Raw genomic sequence first — 23,043 nt, forward strand, 5'->3', positions numbered from 1 at the left:
GATTTACGCTGATCTCGAATAACTTACGGATTCAGCCTGCGTCGCAAACTTGAAAGACAGGCAACTTGACGCTCGTGAGTTCCTTACAGCAAGCGCCTGTCCTCCACATTATCGGGATCAACGCGCAACCGTTTCGACGGTCAGCAGCCGAGATTTTCCGCCGCAAAATCCCAATTGATCAACGAGTCCAGAACAGCCGTGACATAGTCCGCGCGCCGGTTCTGGTAATCCAGATAATAGGCGTGCTCCCACACGTCGATGGTCAGCAGCGGCTTCATGCTCATGGTCATGGGCACCTCCGCGTTTGCGGTTTTGACAACCTTGAGCATGTCGCTGTCCAGCACAAGCCATACCCACCCGCTGCCGAACTGCGCCCCGGCTGCTGTCAGCAGTTCTTTCTTGCAGGCGTCGAGAGAACCGAAGGATACTTCGATCTTCTTCTGCAACGCACTGGCAGGTCCACCACCGCCCTTCGGCCTCAGGCTTTGCCAGTAGAAGGCGTGGTTCCATGCTTGCGCCGCGTTGTTGAAGATGGCGGTTTTGTCGCTCTTGCCTTCTGTCTCGCTTATGATCTTCTCCAGGCTCATGTCAGCATACCGCGTTTCGGCCACCAGCTTTTTCAGGCTGTCGACATAACCCTTGTGATGCTTGCCGTAATGAAAACCGATCGTCTTCGCGGAAATCACGGGCTCAAGCGCGTTTTCCGCGTAGGGCAGAAAAGGCAAGACCTGGGGGGTTTCACGATTCAAGATGTCATTGCTCATAATTATTTCTCCCTTGCTCCTGTCGATGGCCGCCGGAATTCATGCATGCCGAAGACCACGTGTCAGTTCATCAACCCGCCTCGGCTCATGCATAAGCCCAAACGGATTTTTCCCCGCGCCCACCGCCGTGTCTGTGCCACGGCGATAAAGATCTCAAGATCTTTGGCGCTTAAGTATCCAGCATCTTTCGCTTCTTGCCAGCTATAACAATTATCACTTGCCGTCTCATGCCCTCTATTGCTTCAACCCATGGAAATCCCATGCGATAACTCAATGTATTATTGCTGACGCTTTGTGGTTATCATGAACACGATGCAAAGTTGAGCTTTTTCTTTACCATAAGATCATATCGAAACATGCGTGCAGAATTGAAAATATAAGCATTCCTGTCTGCAACAGACTGAATCCATGGCAAAAATACGGAAGAGAAAATGACAGCGATTGGGATTATCAATCACAAAAATTTTCGATATTTAATAGTTACGCGGAATATCACAGATTTTTCAAGGCATGAACGTATGTGGTGCCGGGGATCAAGAGAAGGAAAGCAGGCTCATGTTCAAGAAATGAGGACGAGGGTCAGGAAATGTTGAGGGACACTTTTCTGGAGGAACTCCAGAACCTTGAATTCCATGCGCAGAGGTCTGGGCATGGAATCAGGACGACAGGATTATTCAAGATTCAAGATCGGAGACCCCGCTCCCCTGGGATCAGTGGTGCAGGATCTGGCTGAGGAACTGTCTGGTGCGGTCGTAGCGGGGATTGGAGAAAAATTCCTCCGGAGAATTTTGTTCCACGATCTCGCCGCCGTCCATGAATATGATGCGGTCGGCCACGGTCCGGGCGAAGCCCATTTCATGGGTCACGCACACCATGGTCATGTTTTCCTCGGCCAGGGAGACCATGACATCGAGAACCTCCTTGATCATTTCCGGATCCAGGGCCGAAGTGGGTTCGTCGAAAAGCAGGATGTTCGGATTCATGCACAGGGCCCGGGCAATGGCCACGCGCTGCTGCTGGCCGCCCGAGAGCTGACCTGGATACTTGGCCGCCTGCTCGGCGATACGCACCCGTTCCAGGAAATGCATGGCCGTGGCTTCGGCCTCCCTTCTGGGCATCTTCCGTACCCAGATGGGAGCCAGTGTAAGGTTCTCCAATACTGTCATGTGCGGGAACAGATTGAAATTCTGGAACACCATGCCCACCTCTCGGCGGATTTTCTCCAGCCCTTTGACGTTGCCGGTCAGTTCGGTGCCGTCAACGATGATGGTCCCTTCCTGGTGGCGTTCCAGCCGGTTCATGCACCGGATAAGGGTGGATTTGCCGGACCCGGACGGGCCGCAGATGACGATTCGTTCGCCCCTGTGCACCTTAAGGTCAATATTCTTGAGGACGTGGAAGTCACCGTACCACTTGTTCAGACCCTTCACGTCGATGATGGTTTCGCTGGAAGTCATAAGGAACCTTACCTTTTGGTTTGGGGGCCGCGCTTTTCGAGGCTGCGGCCATATCGGCTCATGCCGAAGCAGATGCACCAGTAGATCACGGCGCAGAAGACATAACCCTCGACCTCGTGGCCAAGCCAGTTTTGATCCTGGGAGGCAGCCTTGACCATGCCGAGAAAATCCAGGAGCCCCACGATAATGACCAGGGAGGTATCCTTGAACAGGGCTATGCAGCGCCCGATCAGGGACGGAAGCACGTAACGCAGGGCCTGGGGAAGGACCACGAAAAGGGTGATCATCCAGCGGGACAACCCGAGGGCCTTGGCCGCGTCGAGTTGGCCGCTCGGCACGGCCTGCAGGCCGCCGCGCACCACTTCGGCGATATAGGCCGACGAAAAGAGGATGATGCCCACCTGGACCCGCAGCAGATTGTTGATCTGGAGGTTCACGGGCAGAAACAGCGGCATCATCACCGAGGCCATGAACAGGATGGTGATGAGCGGCACTCCCCGGATGAGTTCGATGAAACCGATGCAGATGGAGCTGATACCGACCATCCGGGACTGCCGTCCCAGGGCCAGGAGGATGCCGAAAGGCACCGAGAACAGGATGCCCACCGCGGCCAGGCCCAGCGAAAGCATGAGCCCTCCCCACATGGACTGGTCCACCTCGGCCAACCCGGCGCCACCGCCCACGAGCCACACGGCGGCCACGAAGAGCATGGGCCAGGCTCCGGCCAATACGCGCTTGCCGAACCGACCGCTGACCGTGGCCGCAATCACGCCGGCGAACAGGATGGCCGCCGCCAGGGGCCGCCAGATCAGCTCCGACGGGTAGGTGCCAATCAGCATGACCCGCGCCTTGTCCGCGATGAAAGCCCAGCACGCGCCCGAACCGTCGCACGCATCGGGCCCGCCGGACCACACGGCGTTGGTGAACGCCCAGGAAATCAGAGGCGGAATGGTCTTGGCCAGGACCAGCACAGCCAGCACCGTGAGCACGGAGTTGAACCAGCCCGAAAAGAGATTGGTCCGCAACCAGAGGAGCACGCCCGAGGCGGCAACGGGCGGCGGGGCGTCGGGCGAGGGGATGAAGGTCTTGAGTTCGCTCATCGTTCCACCAACTGCACCTTGGCGTTGAACCAGTTCATGACCAGAGAGACGACCAGGTTGATGGTCAGGTAGACCGCCATCCACAGGCCGATGATCTCGATGGCCTGGTCGTTCTGGCCGATGATGGTCCCGCCGATGGAGACCATGTCCGGATACCCGATGGCCACTGCCAGGGAGCTGTTCTTGATCAGGCTGGTGTAATCGTTGGTGGTGGCTGGGATGCAGACACGCAGGGTCTGGGGCAGGATCACCTTGCGCATGATCGGTCCCGGACTGAGCCCCAGGGCCTTGGCCGCGTCCAGCTGGCCCGCGTCCACGGACTGGATGCCGCTGCGCACATTCTCGCCAATGAAGGCGGCGGTATACAGGACCAGGCCGATAAGCAGGGCGGAAAATTCGGGCCGCAGCACCATGCCGCCCTTGAAATTGAACCCGCTGAGCACGGGAGCGTCGAAATCGAGCGGTTGGCCGGTGAGGAAATACGCGGCCGCAGGAAGCCCGAAGATCAGTCCGAGGGATATCCACCCCGAATGCAGGCCGCGACCGGTTTCATCGCGCATCCGCTTGGACACGCGCACCAAGGCCACCGAGGCCGCGATGGCCGTGACCAGGGCCAGAATCACCCAGCCCATGCCATCCTGGAAAAACGGACGGGGAACGTACACGCCCCGGTTGTTGATGAATATGTCGCCAAAGGGAACCAGGCTCATGCGCGGGGACGGCAGGAAGGCCAGCAGCGTGGAGTAACAGAAGAACAGGGTCAGCAGCAGCGGAACGTTTCTGAGCACCTCCACATACACGGCGGCCAGATGGGCCACCAGCCAGTTGCCCGATACGCGCGCGATGCCGATGATGACCCCGAGAATCGTGGCCAGCACGATGGACAGGGCGGACACGAACAGGGTGTTCAGGATGCCCATGGCGAAGGCCCGGCCGTAGGTGTCGGCGGGGGTGTAGGGCAACAGACTGTCGTTGATGGGCAGGCCGCCCTCCACGGACAGGAAGCCGAACCCCGAGGCGATGTTGCGCGCCTCCAGGTTGGCCTGGGTGTTGTGGAACAGCTGCAGGGCCACGTAGACGATCGCTCCGACCACCAGGACCTGGGTCAAAAGAGCGGGCAACTGTTCTTTCAGTTTGGACATGTTCAAGACGGCTAGCTTCCTTTTGGGGGAGTAAACAAAGGACCGCACCAGCCGATTGTCCCGGCCGGTGCGGCGTGCGGATTTCTTTCGATTCAGCCCGCTAGCGGATGGGCATGGCGTAGATCAAACCACCCTTGTTCCACAGGTTGTTGTAGCCTCGGGGGATATTCAGGGCGCTCTTGGGGCCGAAGTTGCGGTCGTACATCTCGCCGTAGTTGCCAACGGCCTGGATGGCGCGGACGAGCCAGTCGTTGTCCAGGTCGAGCAGGGAGCCGGTGTCGCCAGTGGCGCCGAGCATGCGCTGGATCAGCGGATCGGTGGAGGAAGCCTTCATCTCAAGGACGTTGGCCTGGGTGATGCCCTTTTCCTCGGCTTCGATGAGGCCGAAAAGAATCCAGGTGACCAGATCCTTCCATTGCTGGTCGCCGTGACGGACGAAGGGAGCAAGGGGTTCCTTGGAAAAAACCTCGGGAAGGATGATGTGCTGATCGGCATTGGCGGCGCCTGCGCGCAGGGATGCCAGCTGGCTGACGTCGGTGGTGAAGGCGTCGGTACGGCCGGCCACATAGGCGTTGAAGGCCTCCTTCTTGGACTCGAAGACGACGGTTTCCAGCTTGATGCCGTTGGCGCGGGCAAAGTCGGCCACGTTCAGCTCGGAGGTAGTGCCGGAGACCACGGCCACGGAACCGCCGTCAAGGTCGAGGGCCTTTTCCACGCCCAGGCTCTTCTTCACCATGAACCCCTGGCCATCGTAAAACAGGACCGCAGTGAAATCCACGCCCTGCTTGCAGTCGCGCTTCATGGTCCAGGTGGTGCCACGGGACAGATCCACCTGGCCGGAGGATACGGCCACGATCTTCTGCTTGGAAGCCAGAGGAACGAATTTGATGGCTTCGGGGTCCTTCAGCACGGCAGCGGCCACGGCGCGACCCATGTCCACGTCGAAACCGGCCCAGCGACCGTTGGAGTCCGGCGCGGAGAAACCGGCCACGCCTTCGCTGACACCCAGAATGAGCTGGCCATCCTTCTGCACCTTTTCCAGAGTGCCTGCCATGGCACCGGTGCACACAAAAGCAAGCACGGCCAATGTCAGAAACAGTTTGCCTATAGTTTTCATCCTCTCTCCTTGGATAATGCGACCAACTTGGAGTTGGCCACAATGTTACGGGAATGTTACGGAGGTCTTGCAAACATGTGACTGGCTGTCAATGAAGCTCGCAAAATACCAAAGGTCACCCATGAATGTCATTCCTGTCTTCAAGGGGATGACGTGTTTTCAGATGATGGGATTTTTTTGAACGGGATGACGACTTTTGCAAGATGCCAAGGGGCAAGAGACCAAGGGGCCTGGCCGTTTGGAAATGAGAATCTGAGATAGATCAAGATTCGGCGCGAGACACAAGAAGGAAATCACACAAAGCGGGACGGATCAGCTTCGATGCCGACCAGGACAAACGCCCCTTCCGCTCTCAGGGATGGGGCCGATAGCGGGGGGCGGATTCTTGTCCTACACGTCCTGGAGCGGGCTCTCAGTCCACCCCGAGCCGTGCATTGTAGACAAACGACTGGCTGGCGGCGAATTCCCGGTAGGCTTCCAGGGCTTCCGTCCGCAGGACATCCTCCACGACTTCTATTCCGCGCCGTGACAGCTCGGCACGCCAGTCGGGATGGACCGGGCCTTCGTCAAATCCAGTGATCTCCTCCAGCTCGGGCCCCTCGCCCGCAATCACCAGCGAGCGGACACCCGACCACAGCACCGCGCCGAAACACATGGCGCAGGGCCGCCAGTTCACCACCAGCTGGTGGGACGGCAGCTCGGGGGCGCCCAGGTCGTAGACTCCCAGCAGTTTCTGCGCCAGGGAAATGGCCATGACCTCCGCATGCGCCGAGGAACACAGAAAGGGCATCACCCGGTTGACTCCGATCACCACGAGTCTGCCCGAGTCGCGTTCAAAGATGCCCGCTGCGAAAGGTCCGCCCGTATTGCTCTGGAAATTGCGGCGCGAAAACTCGATCACCGCTGCCATCCGGGCCTCCACGGTCTCGAAGTGTGTCGGCAGAACATTGAGTTCCTCGATGGCCCAGTCAGGCAGATCCAGGGTAAAACTGGTATTGGTGCGGCTATATGCGTTCTTCGTATTCGACATGTCTCACTCCTTCTCACTCTTCATTGATGCGGGCCAAGGCGAAATTTCAGCGAACGCCCTGTGCGGCGGGTTTCATCGAATGAACTCCACTCTCAAGGCTGCCTGAATCTTGTCCCGCTGCGCCGGATTCACCTGCGCCTCGTCAGCATAGTCCTGCCAGCGGGCAACCACGCCCTGTACTTCGGCAACGATCGTTTCCGCTCGTCCGCGCTTCATCGAGGCGCTCTGTGCGCACGCCTTGAAATCGTCCAGAGAGAAGCCATCCCGTTTGCCATTCAGGGTCATTTGGTGGCGCGCTGTCCATTGCCCGTTTGGCCGATAGCTGTAGGTCATGTCAAACGCCGGTGAGAGCGACCATTTCCCCGTCCGGTCCATCAGAAAAGCAATGTTCTTGACGTGGTCATCCTGGTTGCGGGCAACGATATTGAACACCATCCGCCGGAACTGCTCCTCGATGGCCGCCATCGGCAGTCCCAGTCGGCGGATGACCTGCAAGGCCTGCTCATAGCCGCATGCGCCGGCCTGGTTGGAAACTATGATTTGTGGATTTTGCGTTTGGCTTTCGGTTATTCACATCAAGGATTAGCCAAAGCCAGACTTGATAACCATACAAAAGGACACCTCCGAAAATAGCAGATGACCGAGTCCTCTGCTATATCGGAGGTGGGAAACACTCATATCGGAGGAGGCCAATGGCCAACCCCGAAAGTCGAGTTATTGTTCTTTGTTGTTGAGTTCTGCGTATTCCGACTTGATCTCCTCCAGGCACAGACAACGAAACAATTCCTCTTTCCCGTTATTCATCGTGAAGGCTTCAAGGGCATTGATGGCGTTGCCGAGCCATGTCTTCAATGTGATTTCATCTGTTTCGAAAAACGGGTCCATGCAGTAGCGATTTGGCTTGACGCCTGCTTTCGACAAGAGGCGTATCGCGGCAACCGCCTGAGAAGGAATATTTTTAGCCACGCTAACTCTCCATGTCGTGGCAATTGCGGCATCAGATTCTTTGTACATGATCAACAATATATCCGTATTAGCCTGAATATCTTCGCAAGATTTTGTTATGATATATTCATATTTTTTGTTAAATATGACTTGTTCTTCAAATTCGTCTGAAGAATAGGAATTGTTGCTCAATAACGCAATTAATATCAATGTAATAATGCTATATCTCACGTTTATCATCTCACTATAAGACTAGTATCACCGCTTTTACTGATCGCAATTCTTACATTTCTCGGCAAGACAATACATCCAACAATGTTTCGCCTTCAGCACGAAGAAGTAACGCATACAACGCCCTGGTGTTTCCATCGACGATGCCCACACATCCCAGTGTTCCCGAAATTCCTCCATCGGGATGAATTCCGAAACCGGTTCGCGGCGTTCCGAATCGAGGCGTGATGGGGCACCACCACGCGAAATTGGCTTCATCCTTGAATGAGGCATTTGCTGCACCGCTCAAACTCACGGCAACACCAATTCTGTATAAACCATCAGGCAACTTCCCTTTCCCCCAAGGACCGCTTCTTGCCGACCATTCACCACCATTTGGAGCGGACAATCTCCCATTATGAAATCTCCAACTCACGGCTTCCTCCTTGCTATTTTTTTTAAAATTGTGGTCAAAATATGAATTACTTACAAAGTATCAAGCAGAAAATCTGTATTCTTGCCTCTTGATCTCTCAGCACTCATTATCATTTCCAAAATTGAATCCCCCTGCCATCCATCAGAATGTCTATAAATCGATTTTAATTTATCCAGCGCTTTATCGTTATGCATGGCTACATCGCCAACTGCTTTTATAATTCTCAAATATGGCGCTCTCAAACGCGATCCTTGCGGCGAATCAAGCACCAGTAATTTTTTTATTTCTTGTTCATCAATTGGAATTGAATCAATAAACTTTTGCTCAAATTTTCCACTATGCATAAATAAACTATATGTAATAGCAATACGATCAATATTTTTCGAATTTGACAAGTGATTCAATAGTGCATTTTGAACTTTATCATCTTCAATTTCTGCAAAGATAATAATCGCAGTCAACCTTGTTTGCTCATCATTCGAATTAATCATTTGCATAAATGATTGAGTAATCGTGAAATCTCTATTCTCTAATAAAAATAAAGAAATTAAAGCAAAAAAAATTAATGTATAAAAAAAACATTCTCATATATTTCATATGCAACCTCATACTTATTTAATAATACAATAAATAAATGATATACATACGTATGCACTCTAAAATATCAAGAACATATCCGTACACACTCGGGAATAAGTATGCTCATATGGCCAGGCAGAGAGATCGAGGCGCAGCAAGGTGGAGGACAGGTTTGAACGGATTGCCGACTCTCAGGGGCATTCAGTCGGCAAGAAGGGGCATTGATTTCCCCCTGCATGAATGATGGCGTGACATGAAAGATTATCTGGTCGTCGCAAGACTGCGGGGTTGCTACGGCGACCAAGATCGAAAAAACACCAAGGTTCAGATCTTGAATCTTGACTCTTCTCGCCGAAGAATCCTGCTCACGGTCGAATAATGAAGTCCCGTCGCGGCAGCCACTTGGGCTTGGGTATAACCAAATTCGAGACACGCTTTGGCGATGGCGCTGTCCCGCACTTCCCTGCTCCCCGAGTCCGCAAGGATGTTCTCCAGGCTGGGGCGGTCAGCGAAGCGTTGGGTACGAGGCACGTCCTTGAGGGCGCTCTTCTCCCTGAGCATCGGGAATAGTTTTTCGAGAAACGCATCCTCCCCAAGAAAACATTGGCCCTTGAGCTCATCCCAGGGGGAGTCTTTTGCATCCATGCCCGCCTTGATGAACCGCCGGTATTCCAGGTGGACGTTTTTCCGGTCGAGTCCAAAATGCTCCAGAATCCAGTCCACGGAAAGAAACTCCGGCACCTTGTCGAGTCCGGCGGTAGCTCGGTAGCTGGACCACGAATATTTCCCGAGGTCCTTGACCATCCCCGCCCGCACGGCGTTGAGCACGACGTAGCGGCACAGTTCCAGAAGATACGCCTCCCGTTCCACCACAATGGCCTTGAACCGCCCTTGCAGCACATGCCCTACCCGCCCATGCCGCCGATTGAAGGCCTGCGTGTACACGCTGTTGAGCTGACGCATGGCTTTGGACAGATTGGCGTCTAGGGTTTCAAGAAGCAGGTGGAAGTGATTGGTCATCAGTCAGTAGGCATGGCAAAGCACATTGAACCGACGTAGCATCTGCCGGAGGACGGCCAGGAACGTATTCCTGTCGACGTCATCGGCAAAGATCGCAGCTTGGGCGTTGCCGCGGGACGTCACGTGATAGACGGCTCCCGGAAATTCTATGCGGAGGGGTCTGGCCATGAGAGGGAGAGAGCCCAAAATGAATCAAGATTCAAGATCTGACCCTCGACTCCTGCTCTCTTAAAACTTTATGCACAATTATTTATACGGATTAAAAAATTTAAAGCAAAATTTTGCCTGGCCTTATCATGCTATTTTTTTAGTATTTTTTATTATTTTACAACAAATGTATCATAAAAATAGGCAAGATATTGCCAAAATACTTTCCAAAAAAAGTTAGTATAAACACGTAAAAACTTAATATATAAAACAATGATGTTCATGGCCCAAATGTTGCCTTGTGACTGCTCAATTATCAGCATTACAACATCGCCATAAGGAGAAAATCATGCCAGTACCAGCCTACATCAGCATCACCGGAGAACGACAGGGGCTCATCACGGCCGGAAACTTCACCGAAGCATCGGTGGGCAACATCTTCCAGGAAGGTCACGAGGACGAGAGCCTGGTGGAAGCTTTCGAGCACCAGATCATCCTGCCGCGCGATCCCCAGTCAGGCCAGCCTACGGGGCAGCGCGTGCATAAGCCCCTCAAGATCACCAAGATCATGGACAAGGCATCGCCTTTGCTCTTCCGCTCCCTGGTTAGCGGCGAGCGCCTTCCCAAGGTCGAGATGAAGTTCTACCGCACCTCGGCATCGGGAACCATGGAGCACTACTTCACCATCCAGCTTGAAGACGCCATCATCGTGGACATCCAGGCCTACATGCCCAACTGCCAGGATCCAGGAAAAGCGCACTTCACCCATCTTGAAGACGTCTTCATGACCTACCGCAAGATCATCAAAACCCATGAGATCGCCAGCACGTCAGAGAGCGACGACTGGAGGACCATGTCCAACCAGTCGTAAACGAACGCCGCGCCGGGCTCGAACCTGCATGCCGGGCCCGGCGCGGTCGCACTGAAGCGCAAGCGAATGCATTGAGACTCATGGCGTCATCAATCAATCGCCATGCCTCCAAACCACAGCAAACGGACCGCTACAGTCCGCAACGGAGCACAGACATGCCCCAAGCCTGCAGACTCGACGACAAGGCGTTCTGCCCAGCCGACGCACACGGTAAGCCCTGTTGCCCGCATCCCGTCATCGGTTCGGCTACGACCGGATCACCCGATGTCATCATCAATTACAAGCCAGCATTACGTCTGGGAGACCAAGGCACGCACGCCGCATGTTGCGGCTCCAACACATGGGAGGTGGCCGAGGGCAGCTCGACCGTCCTGATCAACAACAAGCCTCTGGCCAGAGTGGGAGATATGACAACCCACTGCGGCGGGGTCGGAGAGATGATCGAGGGGAGCCCCGACGTGACCATTGATTAGGCGTCATGACGAACGCTCTTTGGAGAGCCTCCATACGAAGCATGCAGCACTCCGGGATACACATGACCAAAAGCGAAATAGGACTACTGTTTTTTGTTGTCTTCTTAAACCCTTGAGCAACTCGTTCAAGGAAAAGACAGATTTATATAGAAATAATTGCATATCAGATAAATTCAACATTTTTTATGCTCGATACATATCAGACATAAATATACAAAAAAAAATATACGATTTTTCCACTTACAATATCAATAAAATTTTTAAAAATATACGATTATGCAATAAAGAAGATATAAAATTTCCAATTTTAACCAAATTGCACAATTATAGTAATGAATCAGTTTCACTATTAAATATAAAAAGCGATCCAAAACAAATCAGCATAAAAATATCCCATGAAGAAATCAAAGCGTCAGCAACGTACCACTTCATAAAAAACACCTGCTGGAACTTATACATGATCGAATACGAATCATTATAAAACCCGGAGAACCGCATGCACTTCACAGAAGACGCCTTCAACCCGTGGCAGTGGCTGGGCGACAGCGCCAACAGCCCCTGGTTCACCTTCGAGACCCCCGCCATTCCCGGCTTCAGGGTCTATGCCTTCTCCGGCGTCGAGGAAATGCATCGCTCCTACGAGTTCGAGATCGAACTCGTCCACGATCTCGACAATCTCGATTTCGCCGAACTGCTGGGCCGGACCGCCTGCCTGTCCATTCGGGACAAGAGCGGCGGCGTGCGGCATGTGCACGGCGTCATCCACCGCTTCCGGCAGATGCACACATCCAACCAGCGCACCCACTACCGCTGCCTGCTCGTACCCAGGCTGCATTTCCTGAATCAGGTCACGGACCACCGCATTTTCCAGAACATGAACGTGACCCAGATCATCGAAAAGATCCTCAAGGAGCAGAACTTCACGGGCGACTCCTACGCCTTCAAATGCTTCTTCGACTACGCGCCGCGCGAGTACTGCGTGCAGTACGGCGAAACGCACCTGCATTTCATCTCCCGCCTGTGCGAGGAGGAAGGCCTCTACTTCTATTTCGATCACTTCAAAGACCGACACGTGCTCTGCTTTTCGGACATGCCCGACGGCCCTCGGATCGAAGGCGAAAGCCTGATGCGCTTCCATCCCGGCGCCGGAACCGAGACCGACACGGCCACCGTCCGCACCATCGAGATGGGAAAAGACATCCGCAGCGACTCGTTCACCTTCAGGGAATGGAACTTCGAGAAGACGCGCCTGGACCTGCAAGTCAAGCTGTCCGAGACCGATTCCGTCAAGGCACCGGTCCCTGTGGGCATGAACCTGGAGCAGTACCGCTACCCGCACCTGTACCAGTTGCAGAAGGACGGCAAACGCTACGTGGACCTCGAACTCATGCGCAATTTCAGCATGAGCGCCTGGGTCGACGTCACGACAGATGTCTCCCGCATGACGCCGGGGTATGTGTTCGAACTCTTCGGGCATCGCCGCGAGGACTACAATGCCAAATGGTGGGTGGTCCGCGTGGAGCATCGGGGCGAACAGCCCCAGGTCCTGGAGCACGAGGCCCCGGACCGGGGCATGATGTACGGGGCGCAAGTACGAGCCATCCCCAACACGACCCGTTTCATCCCTGCCTCGGATCATCCTCGGACACCCATCTACGGAGTGCAGACGGCCATTGTAACCGGTCCCGACGGCGAAGAGATATTCCCGGACCAGTATGGCCGCGTGAAGGTGCAGTTCCATTGGGACAGGGAAGGTCAACGCGACGAAAACACCACCTGCTGGATACGCGCCTCCCAGGGCTGGGCCGGAGGACAGTTCGGCACCCTGGCCATCCCCCGCATCGGCCAGGAAGTGCTGGTCACCTTCCTGGACGGCGACCCGGACCGGCCCGTCATCACGGGCCGGGTCTTCAACTCCCGCAACCCGGTCCCGTACCCCCTGCCCGCTAACAAGACACGCACGGTTTTCAAGTCCATGTCCACGCCTGGAGCAGAGGGCGAACCTCGTGGGTTCAACGAGCTGCGCATCGAGGACAAGAAAGGGCAGGAAGAGATCTACGCCCACGCGGAAAAGGACGTGAACGTCTACGTCAAGAACGACTGGAAAGAGCACATCCTGCACGACCAGCACCGCACCATCGACAATTTCTCCTACTCCATAGTCAAAGGCGAGGATCACCAGACCGTACACAAGGACCGCAAGGTTGAACTGCTGTCGGACGACCACATGACGGTCAAAGGCAACAGCCATCGCAAGATCACCGAAAAATGGCTGGTCCGGTCCGGCGATGAGACGCACCTCAAATCCGACATCAAGACGATCATTGAAGCCGGCACGGAACTGACCATCATGGCAGGCGGCAGTTTCATCAAGATCGACCCGTCAGGCGTGAGCATCAACGGAGCCAAAATCAAACTCAACTCCGGCGGCAATCCCAGCCCTGGCACGGGCGCTGCGCCGCTGCTGCCCATTGCCGGCGAACTGGTTGACGAAGGCATGGCGCCGATCACGCAGATTGGTGCGTTGAGAGGGGCTGTGCATAAGCCGTTCTGTGAGGAGTGCAGTGCAGGTGATCTTGCCGACATAAAAGAGCAGTATGACGAGATGGTCGAATTGATTGACCAAAATGGCAGGCCCATCACTAACTATCCATATTATGCTGAAACGGATTCTGGAGCTATTTACTCTGGAAGAACCGACGAAAAGGGGTGTACTTGCAGAGTACATACAGAGAATCCTCAAAATATTATGTTCTTTTTTGGAGATGAAGCTTTGCAGAAATTAAAAGGGGAAGGCTATGCCGAATGAAAGCTTGCAGGTTAAGACAAGTAGTATATCAGGATCTAAAAAAACTCTTGAAAAAAAAGTGATTTGCTTTGAGCAACTATGGGATGCATACCCAGATGATGTCATAATTCATAAAGCAGAACATGGTAGTGATATATTTGACAATCACTGTGCAATACATTTAAGCCATGCATTATATTTAAATGGAATATTACTAAAAGGATACAAGGGTACGAGGTGCTGGGGATGTCCTCAAGCTAATGGTCAAGGAGGAATTCATGCTATAAGGGCGCAAGAATTAGCTGATTATCTGGAAACTCAGCCTTTTGCTGGATGTCCAAAAGCAATTCGATTGTCTGGCGATACATTTCAAGAAAATATTCGTGGAAAAAAAGGGATAATATTTTTTAAAGATTATTGGAGAAGAGACGGAGAGAAAAATTACACTGGAGATCATATAGATTTATGGAAAGGAAATATATCGACATTGGCAAGTAATGGCTGGTTTAAAACTTGGCTTCGATTACACCTTTCTGGCTTATACGAGGACTACTTCGGCGTGTCTGATTTAAAAAGATCTAGTAGTGTTTTGTTTTGGGAGATTCATAGTTGTGAAAATAATAATTAAATACGCTTTTTTATTATTTGTCGTCATATTGCCTTCTGTATTTTTTTTATTTAGCAAATATTTATACGACATATATGTAAATTTACTATACAATGGCAAAGTTTTTTATGAAGAAGAGCGAGCTAACATCATGTTTGATGTTATATATTATGTAATCATACCTCTAAGCGCTTTATTGTCACTTTATATTTCTTTTTTTATCCATTACTTCAAAAATAGGGGAAACAAAAAAACATAAAATATATGTTACGCAATTCTCAAATAAAATATGTGTTTTTTCAATAAAAATCATATACAAGTAATACTTTCAAAGTAAAAGTAGACAAATTGAGACATTTGTAAATTTTTTACACATGATGCATTTTATTTAAAAATATTCCGACATAATACAAACAAATGGCGCCATTAATAAAAAAATATATATCAATATTTGCCACATATTGAATCAAAACTTATGAAGCAAAAAAATGTACAATTCGTTTATTCAATCACCATTACGATCCTGCTTGTCATGGTGTGCTACGGCCAAAGTCATTGGTTGGTCCGTGCCGAAACGCATCAACCGTTCTTTGTCCCGAAGCAATCCGGAGAGACGGAATCGATCCCGCCGGAGAGCCCGTTAATACAGCGCGTGCCACTTCCGTCAGGCTTGATTTTGGAGGTGGCGAACGGATGTGCGGTTCTGCGCAGAGCCGATGGGGAAGTTTTGGCACGTAATTCACGCGTAGTCCGCGGCATGGACCCTGACGACCTCTGCCCTGCCGATGGGTTCGTACAAGCAAAAGCGGTTGATTCCGGCTTTGAACTGCAGAACCAGCTGTGCTCAGGTTGGTTCCTCATTACAGAAATCATGACATTTGCCCCGGCAACTGACGGATACGTCCTTACCGATTTCAGTGCTGTTTACATCGATCGGCGTACAGCCGAACCAATCGGACCACCGCGCGTCCTGACATCAAAGGAGTTAGACGCGCGCCCATTTAACGATTTAAATCCAGACGACCTGTATCTGCTTCTCAAGTGAACAAATTAGGCCATGTGCCGAGGAAGCAATAATGATTCTTCACCAGATGAATGCCAACTTCGACATCCTTGTGGCCTTGAGGCGGCAGCAAAGCAACATCTACCTGCTCATAGACGGAGCGCGCTTCAAAAACATTCATGCCTTCATCTACGAACAGGAAGAAAGACCTGACTACATCCCGCTTTACCGTGGGACATACTTCGAGACGGCATTGGAGGTAAGCCCATGCTTGGTACGCATCACAAATATAAAGGTCGGACTTCTGCCTTGGTTTGCCAAAGATACCGAGGACAAAAGAAACGCCATGCTTCTTGTATCCGACTTATCCTTGAAAGACTTGGCCGTTCATTTCCAAGAGTATCTGGAAGCAAAATTGCCAAACTATGACGTAGTCCTGTTCAGATTTTACGATCCACAAATCTTTGAAGTTATTACGAATCACATGAACGATCCACATGTCATAAAAATGCTCACTCCTATAAAATTAGCATACTGGAAATCTCTAGAAAATTACAAATGTCTCTCTGCATAACAACATAAAAATACGAGATGATCTATGTTTGTTGTAAGCAATGAAATGTACGCTGATTTTGAAAAATTTACGATCAACAATTTCGTTGACAACTGCGTAAAAGAGTTTGCCGTAGAACACCCAGAGCGGTTTGCCGAAGCAGGTGAAATGAAAGTTCGAGAATTCATAGATCTCGCCGTGCAAAAAGCGCTGGATTACAACATGCTTGCCGAGCGTGAAGTCAAAGGACTCATAACGCTTATGACCAACCTTGGCTGTGATTTCGACATTGACCCCATGTTCCCCTGGGCACGGTTTCACCGCTTCCCGGACAAGGGAAAAAAGGAAAAAATGCCGGAATCGTTCGTACGCCTCCAAGAGGTTTTGGGGCACTTCAATTCGTTTCAAAAACAAACCAGCACTGTGAACAATGCAGGTCAATCCGGTGCAGCCAAGAACACTCAGAATCTGGATTTCCGCCAGGTGGTGGAAGCAACCAACGACCAAGATATTTTAAAAATACTGCAACAAATCCATCCCTCCCGCTACGCCCATGTCCCCCAACAAGCCTTGGCTGGACAGATTCTATACACGGCAGAAGAAAACGCGCGTGAACTCGGACTGGACCCGCAAGTCGGCAAAGTTCTTATTGCGTGTCTTATGTTCCTCTGCGGTTTTTCGGTTATTAAAGACCCTCTCTGTGTTAAGCCAGCAAGCATGCTGGATAATGACATCTCCTATGGGATGATGAAAGAACAAGAGTTGTCTCGGCATATCAATTCAATAATTTTCAAATAAAGAGGTTTTTCAATGGCGAAAAATGATGAGAGTTCAATTAAAAATCCGATCACGCCATGTACTTCCAACATAAATACAACAAACGACGATATTTCTTCTGATAATAAATGTCCTACACCTTTGTCAAAACGCAATAACGATGGGAAATTGGATATTGACTGGACATTTATTAGTAAACGAGAAGGAGGACAAAAAATTGAAGGCTATGTTCCAGCGTCTGAAGTGAGCAATAGTGGGGTTACAATAGCGACAGGTGTCGATTTAGGTGCCCGCAATGAATCTGACATCGACAACCTTAAGATTGATGAAGAACTAAAAACAAAATTAAAACCCTATGTTGGCAAACAAGGAAAAGACGCTGTAGACTACTTACAAAAAAAACCATTAAATTTAAGCGAGTCGCAAGCAGCAAGTTTAGACAAAGCAGTTAAGAAGCCACTGATCGACAAACTTGTGCAATATTATGACACTGAAGTAGATAAATTAAACAAAGCTGACAATTGTGAACGCGTTCATTTTGAGAAACTACCGAACAATGTACAAACTGCCATAACTTCGATCAGTTTTCAATATGGTTCTCTTTCCACAGCAACTCCAAATTTTTGGAAACAGATCACTGAGCAACGATGGGAGGACGCAAGGGCTAACCTCAAAGACTTTGGCGATGACTATCCAACCCGTCGCAAACTGGAAGCGGGACTCATAGAGGAAGCAATCAAAGCCTCTGTGTCTAATACTAAATAATGATACAGAGGCCTCTCCAACTCAGCAGGTATAACATGCCGAAACAAATTTCTAGTTTTCAACTCTTGCTTGTATTCAGCTTATCTAGCGTGTTTGTTCCCATACTTGCGAACTTCGCACATTCTAGTCAGACCATTGTTTGGGCAAACCCGACTATAAAAGAACTCATTTATAAAGAGAATTGTTTGCCATCATTGAAAATTGCACCTAATGAAAAACCAATTCATAATTGTAACAGCTTGGTCAGAGCGATTAATTCAGGCGTCGATCTTGGCGAGACAAAAGAACGAAAGGAATTCAATTCGTACTGGAAGTGCCTAGTCCGTGCGGTCGCCGAACGTGGCATCGCCGCCGAGAGATCGCGTTTCGATCTTTCCAAAGCTGGCACACAGATATTCCAGCGCTTGGATCTGGCATCGGTACGATCTTCCCTAGCACCCCGTCGTCCATCTACTCACTATTATTTGCGCGACTTCATATTTGCCTCGAAACAGATGAACGCCACTTCTCTAACTTTGGACACCGCCCCCCCCGGTGAAGATGGTTTTTATTATAATTTTGAAATATTAGCCACTGGTGACTTCCTGCGAGATGGAATGCTTGATCTGCTGGTAACATTCACTGACGATGCCACGCTAGGAACATACCATTCAGTTCAAGTTCTCATACTGAGTTGGCCCTATGACAAAGAATCAATCACCGCAGTGGAAGCAATACAATTTTTACAATTGGAATTAAATTATGATGAAACTAAGAGGAACTAAGGTGTGAACTAAGGGATAGGTAAATTAAACTCCCTTCATATAAAATCTTTGCTGGAACTTATACATGATCGAATACGAATCATTATAAAACCCGGAGAACCGCATGCACTTCACAGAAGACGCCTTCAACCCGCAACAGTGGCTGGGCGACAGCGCCAACAGCCCCTGGTTCACCTTCGAGACCCCCGCCATTCCCGGCTTCAGGGTCTACGCCTTCTCCGGCGTCGAGGAAATGCACCGTCCCTACGAGTTCGAGATCGAACTCGTCCACGACCTCAACAATCTCGACTTCGCCGAACTGCTGGGCCGGACCGCCTGCCTGTCCATCCGGGACAAGAGCGGCGGCGTGAGGCATGTGCACGGCGTCATCCACAGCTTCAGACAATTGCACACCGCCAACCAGCGCACCCACTACCGCTGCCTGCTCGTTCCCAGGCTCCATTTCCTGAATCAGGTCACGGACCACCGCATCTTCCAGAACATGAACGTGACCCAGATCATCGAAAAAATCCTCAAGGAACAGAACTTCACGGGGGACTCCTACGCCTTCAAATGCTTCTTCGACTACGCGCCCCGCGAGTACTGCGTGCAGTACGGCGAAACGCACCTGCATTTCATCTCCCGCCTGTGCGAGGAGGAAGGCCTCTACTTCTATTTCGATCACTTCAAAGACCGACACGTGCTCTGCTTTTCGGACATGCCCGACGGCCCTCGGATCGAAGGCGAAAGCCTGGTGCGCTTCCATCCCGGCGCCGGAACCGAGACCGACACGGCCACCGTGCGCACCATCGAGATGGGGCAAGACATCCGCAGCGACTCGTACACCTTCAGGGAATGGAACTTCGAGAAGACGCGCCTGGACCTGCAAGTCAAGCTGTCCGAGACCGATTCCGTCAAGGCGCCGGTCCCTGTGGGCATGAACCTGGAGCAGTACCGCTACCCGCACCTGTACCAGTTGCAGAAGGACGGCAAACGCTACGTGGACCTCGAACTCATGCGCAACTTCAGCATGAACGCCTGGGTAGAAGTCACGACCGATGTCTCCCGCATGACGCCGGGATACGTGTTCGAACTCTTCGGGCATCGCCGCGAGGACTACAATGCGAAATGGTGGGTGGTCCGCGTGGAGCATCGGGGCGAACAGCCCCAGGTCCTGGAGCACGAGGCCCCGGACCGGGGCATGATGTACGGGGCGCACGTACGAGCCATCCCCAACACGACCCGTTTCATCCCTGCCTCGGATCATCCTCGGACATCCATCTACGGAGTGCAGACGGCCATTGTAACCGGTCCCGACGGCGAAGAGATCTTCCCGGACCAGTATGGCCGCGTGAAGGTGCAGTTCCACTGGGACAGGGAGGGCCGACGCGACGAGAACACCACCTGCTGGATTCGCGCCTCCCAGGGTTGGGCCGGAGGACAGTTCGGCACCATGGCCATCCCCCGCATCGGCCAGGAAGTGCTGGTCACCTTCCTGGAGGGCGACCCGGACCGGCCCGTCATCACGGGCCGGGTCTACAACTCCCGCAACCCGGTCCCGTACCCCCTGCCCGCGAACAAGACGCGCACGGTTTTCAAGTCCATGTCCACGCCTGGAGCGGAGGGCGAAAAACGCGGCTTCAACGAACTGCGCATTGAGGACAAGAAAGGCCTGGAAGAGATCTACGCCCACGCGGAAAAGGATGTGAACGTCTACGTCAAGAACGACTGGAAGGAGCACATCCTGCACGACCAGCACCGCACCATCGACAATTTCTCCTACTCCATAGTCAAAGGCGAGGATCATCAGACCGTACACAAGGACCGCAAGGTCGAACTGCTGTCGGACGACCACATGACCGTCAAAGGCAACAGCCATCGCAAAATCACCGAAAAATGGCTGGTCCGGTCCAGCGATGAGACGCACCTCAAATCCGACATCAAGACGATCCTCGAGGCCGGCACGGAACTGACCATCATGGCTGGCGGCAGCTTCATCAAGATCGACCCGTCAGGAGTGACCATCAACGGGGCGAAGATCAAAATCAATTCCGGCGGCAGCCCAAGCCCTGGCACGGGTGCTGCGCCGCTGCTGCCCATGGCCAGTGAACTGGTTGACGAGGGAACGGCCCCGATAACGCAGATCGATGCGTTGCGCAGGGCAGAGGGGCGTCTCTTCTGTCAAGTGTGCGCAGGGGCGGAATAGTATGGATATTCAAAACATGGATGCTGCTTTCGACCTTCTCGGAACGCTCGCCGGGAATCCGAACAATATCTACCTGCTCATGGATGGAGCGCGCTTCAAGAACATTCACGCCTTCATCTACGAACACGAAGATAACCCCGACTACATCCCGCTCTATCGCGGCACCTACTACGAGTCCCTCGTAGAGGTCAGCCCGTGCTTGGTACGTATCAAAGACATGCACAGAGGACTGATGCCCTGGTTCGTTCGTCAGGGTGCGGATGAACTCAAGGCTCTCGCGCTTGTTTCCACACTCCCTCTGAAGGACCTTGCCGAACACTTCCGAACATGCCTTGAAGCGAATCTGCCGAATCAGGGCCTCGCCCTGTTCAGATTCTATGACCCTTCTGTGATGGTGATGCTGGCGTCTCCGGCATTGCAGCAGCAGGCCGCGTTCGTGTTCAAACATGTTTCAGAAATGTACTGGAAGATTGATGGAGCGTATAAATCCGCCTTGTTTTGACGTGCTTTGGCCCTGTTCGTGATACGCAAAATTGAACACTACGAATACAATTAGCGGAGGCTATCCAAGATGCTTTCTTTTACTGAGGAGCAAATGAATTCCCTGGAGGAAATGGACTTTGAACAACGGATTCTTCCTGAATTATGCGCCGAGTCGAGAAAATATAATGCCGCTCTGCTGTCCGATCTCGACGACGCCGCGCTGGAGGAGCGGGTGCGGGAGTCTGCGGCGGCCGCGAAACGGTTCGGGTTGACCAGCCGAAACGATGTGCATGCCTTTGTCGGCCTGGGTGTGGGCATTGCGCAGGGATTTTACCGCGACCCTGAGGTCCGGAAGGCCCTGGAAGCATCACGGCACATGCGATGCGGGAGAATATGGGATCTGATTCAACGACTTCCATCCGAAGTATGGGGCCGGGTCATGACAGTCCCGATGGACCGGCATGTCGAAACGACGCCATGGGCGGAAGAGTGGGTGCCCTCTCTTGAAAACCCCGGGGAGTGGCGATGAGTTCCAAATGCGTAGGCACGATGGCCCCGATCGTGACGACGGCAAGCCAGGCGCTCTCACGCGGCGTGAGCCCGGAACGGGCCTTGTCGATGATCTGCGAAGAATGCCGCGAACTGGCCTCCGACCAGACGTCCAAGGGGGTGGACGACTTTCTCCTGTGCCGGGTCATGTGCTGCTGCAGCGAGAATCCGTCTGTCAGTACCCAGGGCCGGAGCATGCGTCAGCAGTGCGTCCACGAGGTCCTGACCAGGGCCGACCTCTTTCAGCTCCTGGGAAGCCGCTACAAATCCGAGATCAGTTACGATATGACGGCGACAGACGAAGCCGGGCAGCGCAGGCCGCGTCCCTTCATGCATCGGGACAATGCGGGCATGGACACCACGGGCCCCTCGACCTACTGGCAGGGCCGGGCACGCTCTGAGATTGAAGGCTATCAGGGCGGCCGAGGCATGGTGCGTCGGCCCGATGTGGTCATTGTCCGCAACCCGTCCATGCCGCCGACGCAGGACAATATTGAGCGGATTGTGGAGATGAAGTTTGTTGGGGATGTGCCGGATCATGACCAAACGAAAGCCTACTCGAAAATCGTCGGCAACGAGGACAAAGTCGATCTGATGCGCGAAGGAGTAGAATGTATCTGTCACGACGATCTAGTACCCGAACCCCAACCCGTCGTGGCGCCCATGCCCGCGCCGGAAGACGAGGCCGGAGTCAACTGGGGCGCGGTCGGCAAGACAGCCATGTGGGGAGCCCTCGCCGCAGTCGCGGCTGTGGGCACTGTCGCCGCCATGGCCTGTCCTTTTGACGGCCCGTTCGGCGAAGCCGCCGGTGCCGCTGCCACTACCGGGGCGGCCTCGCGAACTGCCGCCGCCTTTGCAAACATCTTCCGCGCCGCGCCTGCGCTCTGAAAACAGGAGGACTTATGACCGAACCTACCGAGATCACCCCGACCATGATCGACCAACTGGTCATCAAAGATCGCCGCAACCACATTGCCGCCTGTGTCTCCATGCTGGCCACCTTTTATGTGCCCTGCGGCTTTGACCAAGAAACGCGCCTTGCCATGGCCGAACTGGTGGACGAGTACCATGCGGCGACGAAGCCCTACCTGCGCTGGGCCTTATCAAATTCTCTTGAGGGCAGATTGGTGAACCTACGCAAGAAATCGCTTTCATCGTGCCGCAACAGGGTGGAGCAACTATCTCTTAGCCAAAGCTTCGATATGAACCTGACAGGTGCAGAAGACACGGATGACGCGAGTCCCTTCATGCTCATCTGTCTGATGGACGCAGATTTTT

At 52.7% G+C, this 23,043-nt stretch carries 25 protein-coding genes; 14 read left to right on the forward strand and 11 right to left on the reverse strand.

Annotated elements, in window-relative coordinates:
* Positions 1–140: 140 nt before the first annotated feature.
* The 11 genes from BMZ40_RS17225 to BMZ40_RS17270 form a co-directional block, all read right to left on the reverse strand.
* On the reverse strand, positions 141–764 hold the full coding sequence (locus BMZ40_RS17225; protein WP_092378827.1) for a superoxide dismutase: 624 nt from the start codon (positions 762–764) through the stop codon (positions 141–143).
* A gap of 710 nt (positions 765–1,474) precedes the next feature.
* Positions 1,475–2,221, reverse strand: coding sequence for an amino acid ABC transporter ATP-binding protein (locus tag BMZ40_RS17230; protein WP_092378830.1), 747 nt, complete (start codon positions 2,219–2,221; stop codon positions 1,475–1,477).
* Positions 2,222–2,229: 8 nt separating this feature from the next.
* Positions 2,230–3,321: an amino acid ABC transporter permease gene (locus BMZ40_RS17235; RefSeq protein ID WP_092378833.1), complete on the reverse strand. Its 1,092-nt coding sequence runs from the start codon at positions 3,319–3,321 to the stop codon at positions 2,230–2,232.
* Positions 3,318–4,463 (reverse strand): amino acid ABC transporter permease, encoded by a 1,146-nt coding sequence (locus BMZ40_RS17240; RefSeq protein ID WP_177193245.1) that lies wholly within the window; start codon positions 4,461–4,463, stop codon positions 3,318–3,320. Before BMZ40_RS17240 ends, BMZ40_RS17235 begins: the two co-directional genes overlap by 4 nt.
* A gap of 100 nt (positions 4,464–4,563) precedes the next feature.
* On the reverse strand, positions 4,564–5,580 hold the full coding sequence (locus BMZ40_RS17245; protein WP_092378839.1) for an amino acid ABC transporter substrate-binding protein: 1,017 nt from the start codon (positions 5,578–5,580) through the stop codon (positions 4,564–4,566).
* Positions 5,581–5,992: 412 nt separating this feature from the next.
* Entirely contained in the window at positions 5,993–6,610 is a 618-nt protein-coding gene (locus tag BMZ40_RS17250; RefSeq protein WP_218143792.1) for a nucleoside deaminase, read from the reverse strand.
* 72 nt (positions 6,611–6,682) lie between these two features.
* A complete protein-coding gene (locus BMZ40_RS17255; RefSeq protein WP_342707916.1) occupies positions 6,683–7,180 on the reverse strand; it encodes a type II toxin-antitoxin system HipA family toxin in 498 nt (165 codons plus the stop codon).
* Positions 7,181–7,324: 144 nt separating this feature from the next.
* Complete coding sequence (locus tag BMZ40_RS17260) at positions 7,325–7,786, reverse strand: hypothetical protein (RefSeq protein WP_143075686.1); 462 nt, start codon at positions 7,784–7,786, stop codon at positions 7,325–7,327.
* 52 nt (positions 7,787–7,838) lie between these two features.
* Positions 7,839–8,201, reverse strand: coding sequence for a hypothetical protein (locus BMZ40_RS19385; RefSeq protein WP_143075687.1), 363 nt, complete (start codon positions 8,199–8,201; stop codon positions 7,839–7,841).
* A gap of 50 nt (positions 8,202–8,251) precedes the next feature.
* Positions 8,252–8,698, reverse strand: a complete 447-nt coding sequence (locus tag BMZ40_RS17265) for a hypothetical protein (protein WP_092378845.1) — start codon at positions 8,696–8,698, stop codon at positions 8,252–8,254.
* Positions 8,699–9,104: 406 nt separating this feature from the next.
* On the reverse strand, positions 9,105–9,800 hold the full coding sequence (locus BMZ40_RS17270; RefSeq protein ID WP_218143794.1) for a helix-turn-helix domain-containing protein: 696 nt from the start codon (positions 9,798–9,800) through the stop codon (positions 9,105–9,107).
* A 496-nt stretch (positions 9,801–10,296) separates the two neighbouring features.
* Here BMZ40_RS17270 and BMZ40_RS17275 point away from each other — a divergent pair, with 496 nt between their 5' ends.
* The 14 genes from BMZ40_RS17275 to BMZ40_RS17340 all read left to right on the forward strand — a co-directional run.
* Complete coding sequence (locus tag BMZ40_RS17275) at positions 10,297–10,818, forward strand: Hcp family type VI secretion system effector (protein ID WP_092378849.1); 522 nt, start codon at positions 10,297–10,299, stop codon at positions 10,816–10,818.
* A gap of 155 nt (positions 10,819–10,973) precedes the next feature.
* Entirely contained in the window at positions 10,974–11,291 is a 318-nt protein-coding gene (locus BMZ40_RS17280; protein WP_092378852.1) for a PAAR domain-containing protein, read from the forward strand.
* 496 nt (positions 11,292–11,787) lie between these two features.
* Entirely contained in the window at positions 11,788–14,100 is a 2,313-nt protein-coding gene (locus BMZ40_RS17285; RefSeq protein ID WP_092378855.1) for a type VI secretion system Vgr family protein, read from the forward strand.
* Entirely contained in the window at positions 14,090–14,707 is a 618-nt protein-coding gene (locus BMZ40_RS17290; RefSeq protein WP_092378857.1) for a type VI secretion system amidase effector protein Tae4, read from the forward strand. Before BMZ40_RS17285 ends, BMZ40_RS17290 begins: the two co-directional genes overlap by 11 nt.
* Before the next feature lie 454 nt (positions 14,708–15,161).
* On the forward strand, positions 15,162–15,731 hold the full coding sequence (locus BMZ40_RS17295; protein WP_092378860.1) for a hypothetical protein: 570 nt from the start codon (positions 15,162–15,164) through the stop codon (positions 15,729–15,731).
* Between the two features lie 31 nt (positions 15,732–15,762).
* Positions 15,763–16,263: a DUF4123 domain-containing protein gene (locus tag BMZ40_RS17300; RefSeq protein ID WP_092378863.1), complete on the forward strand. Its 501-nt coding sequence runs from the start codon at positions 15,763–15,765 to the stop codon at positions 16,261–16,263.
* A gap of 24 nt (positions 16,264–16,287) precedes the next feature.
* Positions 16,288–17,040, forward strand: coding sequence for a hypothetical protein (locus BMZ40_RS17305; protein WP_092378865.1), 753 nt, complete (start codon positions 16,288–16,290; stop codon positions 17,038–17,040).
* Between the two features lie 12 nt (positions 17,041–17,052).
* Complete coding sequence (locus tag BMZ40_RS17310; protein WP_092378868.1) at positions 17,053–17,784, forward strand: pesticin C-terminus-like muramidase; 732 nt, start codon at positions 17,053–17,055, stop codon at positions 17,782–17,784.
* 35 nt (positions 17,785–17,819) lie between these two features.
* Positions 17,820–18,548, forward strand: a complete 729-nt coding sequence (locus BMZ40_RS17315) for a hypothetical protein (protein ID WP_143075688.1) — start codon at positions 17,820–17,822, stop codon at positions 18,546–18,548.
* Between the two features lie 103 nt (positions 18,549–18,651).
* Positions 18,652–20,733, forward strand: a complete 2,082-nt coding sequence (locus BMZ40_RS17320) for a type VI secretion system Vgr family protein (protein WP_092378874.1) — start codon at positions 18,652–18,654, stop codon at positions 20,731–20,733.
* A 1-nt stretch (position 20,734) separates the two neighbouring features.
* Positions 20,735–21,235, forward strand: a complete 501-nt coding sequence (locus tag BMZ40_RS17325) for a DUF4123 domain-containing protein (protein ID WP_177193246.1) — start codon at positions 20,735–20,737, stop codon at positions 21,233–21,235.
* A gap of 93 nt (positions 21,236–21,328) precedes the next feature.
* Entirely contained in the window at positions 21,329–21,745 is a 417-nt protein-coding gene (locus tag BMZ40_RS17330; RefSeq protein ID WP_177193247.1) for a hypothetical protein, read from the forward strand.
* Positions 21,742–22,653 (forward strand): VRR-NUC domain-containing protein, encoded by a 912-nt coding sequence (locus tag BMZ40_RS17335; RefSeq protein WP_092378883.1) that lies wholly within the window; start codon positions 21,742–21,744, stop codon positions 22,651–22,653. Before BMZ40_RS17330 ends, BMZ40_RS17335 begins: the two co-directional genes overlap by 4 nt.
* 14 nt (positions 22,654–22,667) lie before the next feature.
* Positions 22,668–23,043: hypothetical protein (locus BMZ40_RS17340; protein WP_143075689.1), on the forward strand; the 376-nt coding region annotated here is incomplete at its 3' end.

The organism is Desulfomicrobium apsheronum (assembly GCF_900114115.1).
GTDB lineage: Bacteria > Desulfobacterota > Desulfovibrionia > Desulfovibrionales > Desulfomicrobiaceae > Desulfomicrobium > Desulfomicrobium apsheronum.

Excerpts from the sequence above, each read along its gene's own strand:
- BMZ40_RS17305 (WP_092378865.1), top strand. The coding sequence starts at position 16,288 with ATGTTTGTTGTAAGCAATGAAATGTACGCTGATTTTGAAAAATTTACG.
- BMZ40_RS17280 (WP_092378852.1), top strand. The coding sequence starts at position 10,974 with ATGCCCCAAGCCTGCAGACTCGACGACAAGGCGTTCTGCCCAGCCGAC.
- BMZ40_RS17270 (WP_218143794.1), bottom strand. The coding sequence starts at position 9,800 with ATGACCAATCACTTCCACCTGCTTCTTGAAACCCTAGACGCCAATCTG.
- BMZ40_RS17330 (WP_177193247.1), top strand. The coding sequence starts at position 21,329 with ATGAATTCCCTGGAGGAAATGGACTTTGAACAACGGATTCTTCCTGAA.
- BMZ40_RS17265 (WP_092378845.1), bottom strand. The coding sequence starts at position 8,698 with ATGCAAATGATTAATTCGAATGATGAGCAAACAAGGTTGACTGCGATT.
- BMZ40_RS17290 (WP_092378857.1), top strand. The coding sequence starts at position 14,090 with ATGCCGAATGAAAGCTTGCAGGTTAAGACAAGTAGTATATCAGGATCT.
- BMZ40_RS17225 (WP_092378827.1), bottom strand. The coding sequence starts at position 764 with ATGAGCAATGACATCTTGAATCGTGAAACCCCCCAGGTCTTGCCTTTT.
- BMZ40_RS17320 (WP_092378874.1), top strand. The coding sequence starts at position 18,652 with ATGCACTTCACAGAAGACGCCTTCAACCCGCAACAGTGGCTGGGCGAC.
- BMZ40_RS17325 (WP_177193246.1), top strand. The coding sequence starts at position 20,735 with ATGGATATTCAAAACATGGATGCTGCTTTCGACCTTCTCGGAACGCTC.
- BMZ40_RS17335 (WP_092378883.1), top strand. The coding sequence starts at position 21,742 with ATGAGTTCCAAATGCGTAGGCACGATGGCCCCGATCGTGACGACGGCA.
- BMZ40_RS17250 (WP_218143792.1), bottom strand. The coding sequence starts at position 6,610 with ATGTCGAATACGAAGAACGCATATAGCCGCACCAATACCAGTTTTACC.
- BMZ40_RS17310 (WP_092378868.1), top strand. The coding sequence starts at position 17,053 with ATGGCGAAAAATGATGAGAGTTCAATTAAAAATCCGATCACGCCATGT.
- BMZ40_RS17245 (WP_092378839.1), bottom strand. The coding sequence starts at position 5,580 with ATGAAAACTATAGGCAAACTGTTTCTGACATTGGCCGTGCTTGCTTTT.
- BMZ40_RS17285 (WP_092378855.1), top strand. The coding sequence starts at position 11,788 with ATGCACTTCACAGAAGACGCCTTCAACCCGTGGCAGTGGCTGGGCGAC.
- BMZ40_RS17230 (WP_092378830.1), bottom strand. The coding sequence starts at position 2,221 with ATGACTTCCAGCGAAACCATCATCGACGTGAAGGGTCTGAACAAGTGG.
- BMZ40_RS17235 (WP_092378833.1), bottom strand. The coding sequence starts at position 3,321 with ATGAGCGAACTCAAGACCTTCATCCCCTCGCCCGACGCCCCGCCGCCC.
- BMZ40_RS17275 (WP_092378849.1), top strand. The coding sequence starts at position 10,297 with ATGCCAGTACCAGCCTACATCAGCATCACCGGAGAACGACAGGGGCTC.
- BMZ40_RS17295 (WP_092378860.1), top strand. The coding sequence starts at position 15,162 with ATGAAGCAAAAAAATGTACAATTCGTTTATTCAATCACCATTACGATC.
- BMZ40_RS17240 (WP_177193245.1), bottom strand. The coding sequence starts at position 4,463 with ATGTCCAAACTGAAAGAACAGTTGCCCGCTCTTTTGACCCAGGTCCTG.
- BMZ40_RS17300 (WP_092378863.1), top strand. The coding sequence starts at position 15,763 with ATGATTCTTCACCAGATGAATGCCAACTTCGACATCCTTGTGGCCTTG.
- BMZ40_RS17315 (WP_143075688.1), top strand. The coding sequence starts at position 17,820 with ATGCCGAAACAAATTTCTAGTTTTCAACTCTTGCTTGTATTCAGCTTA.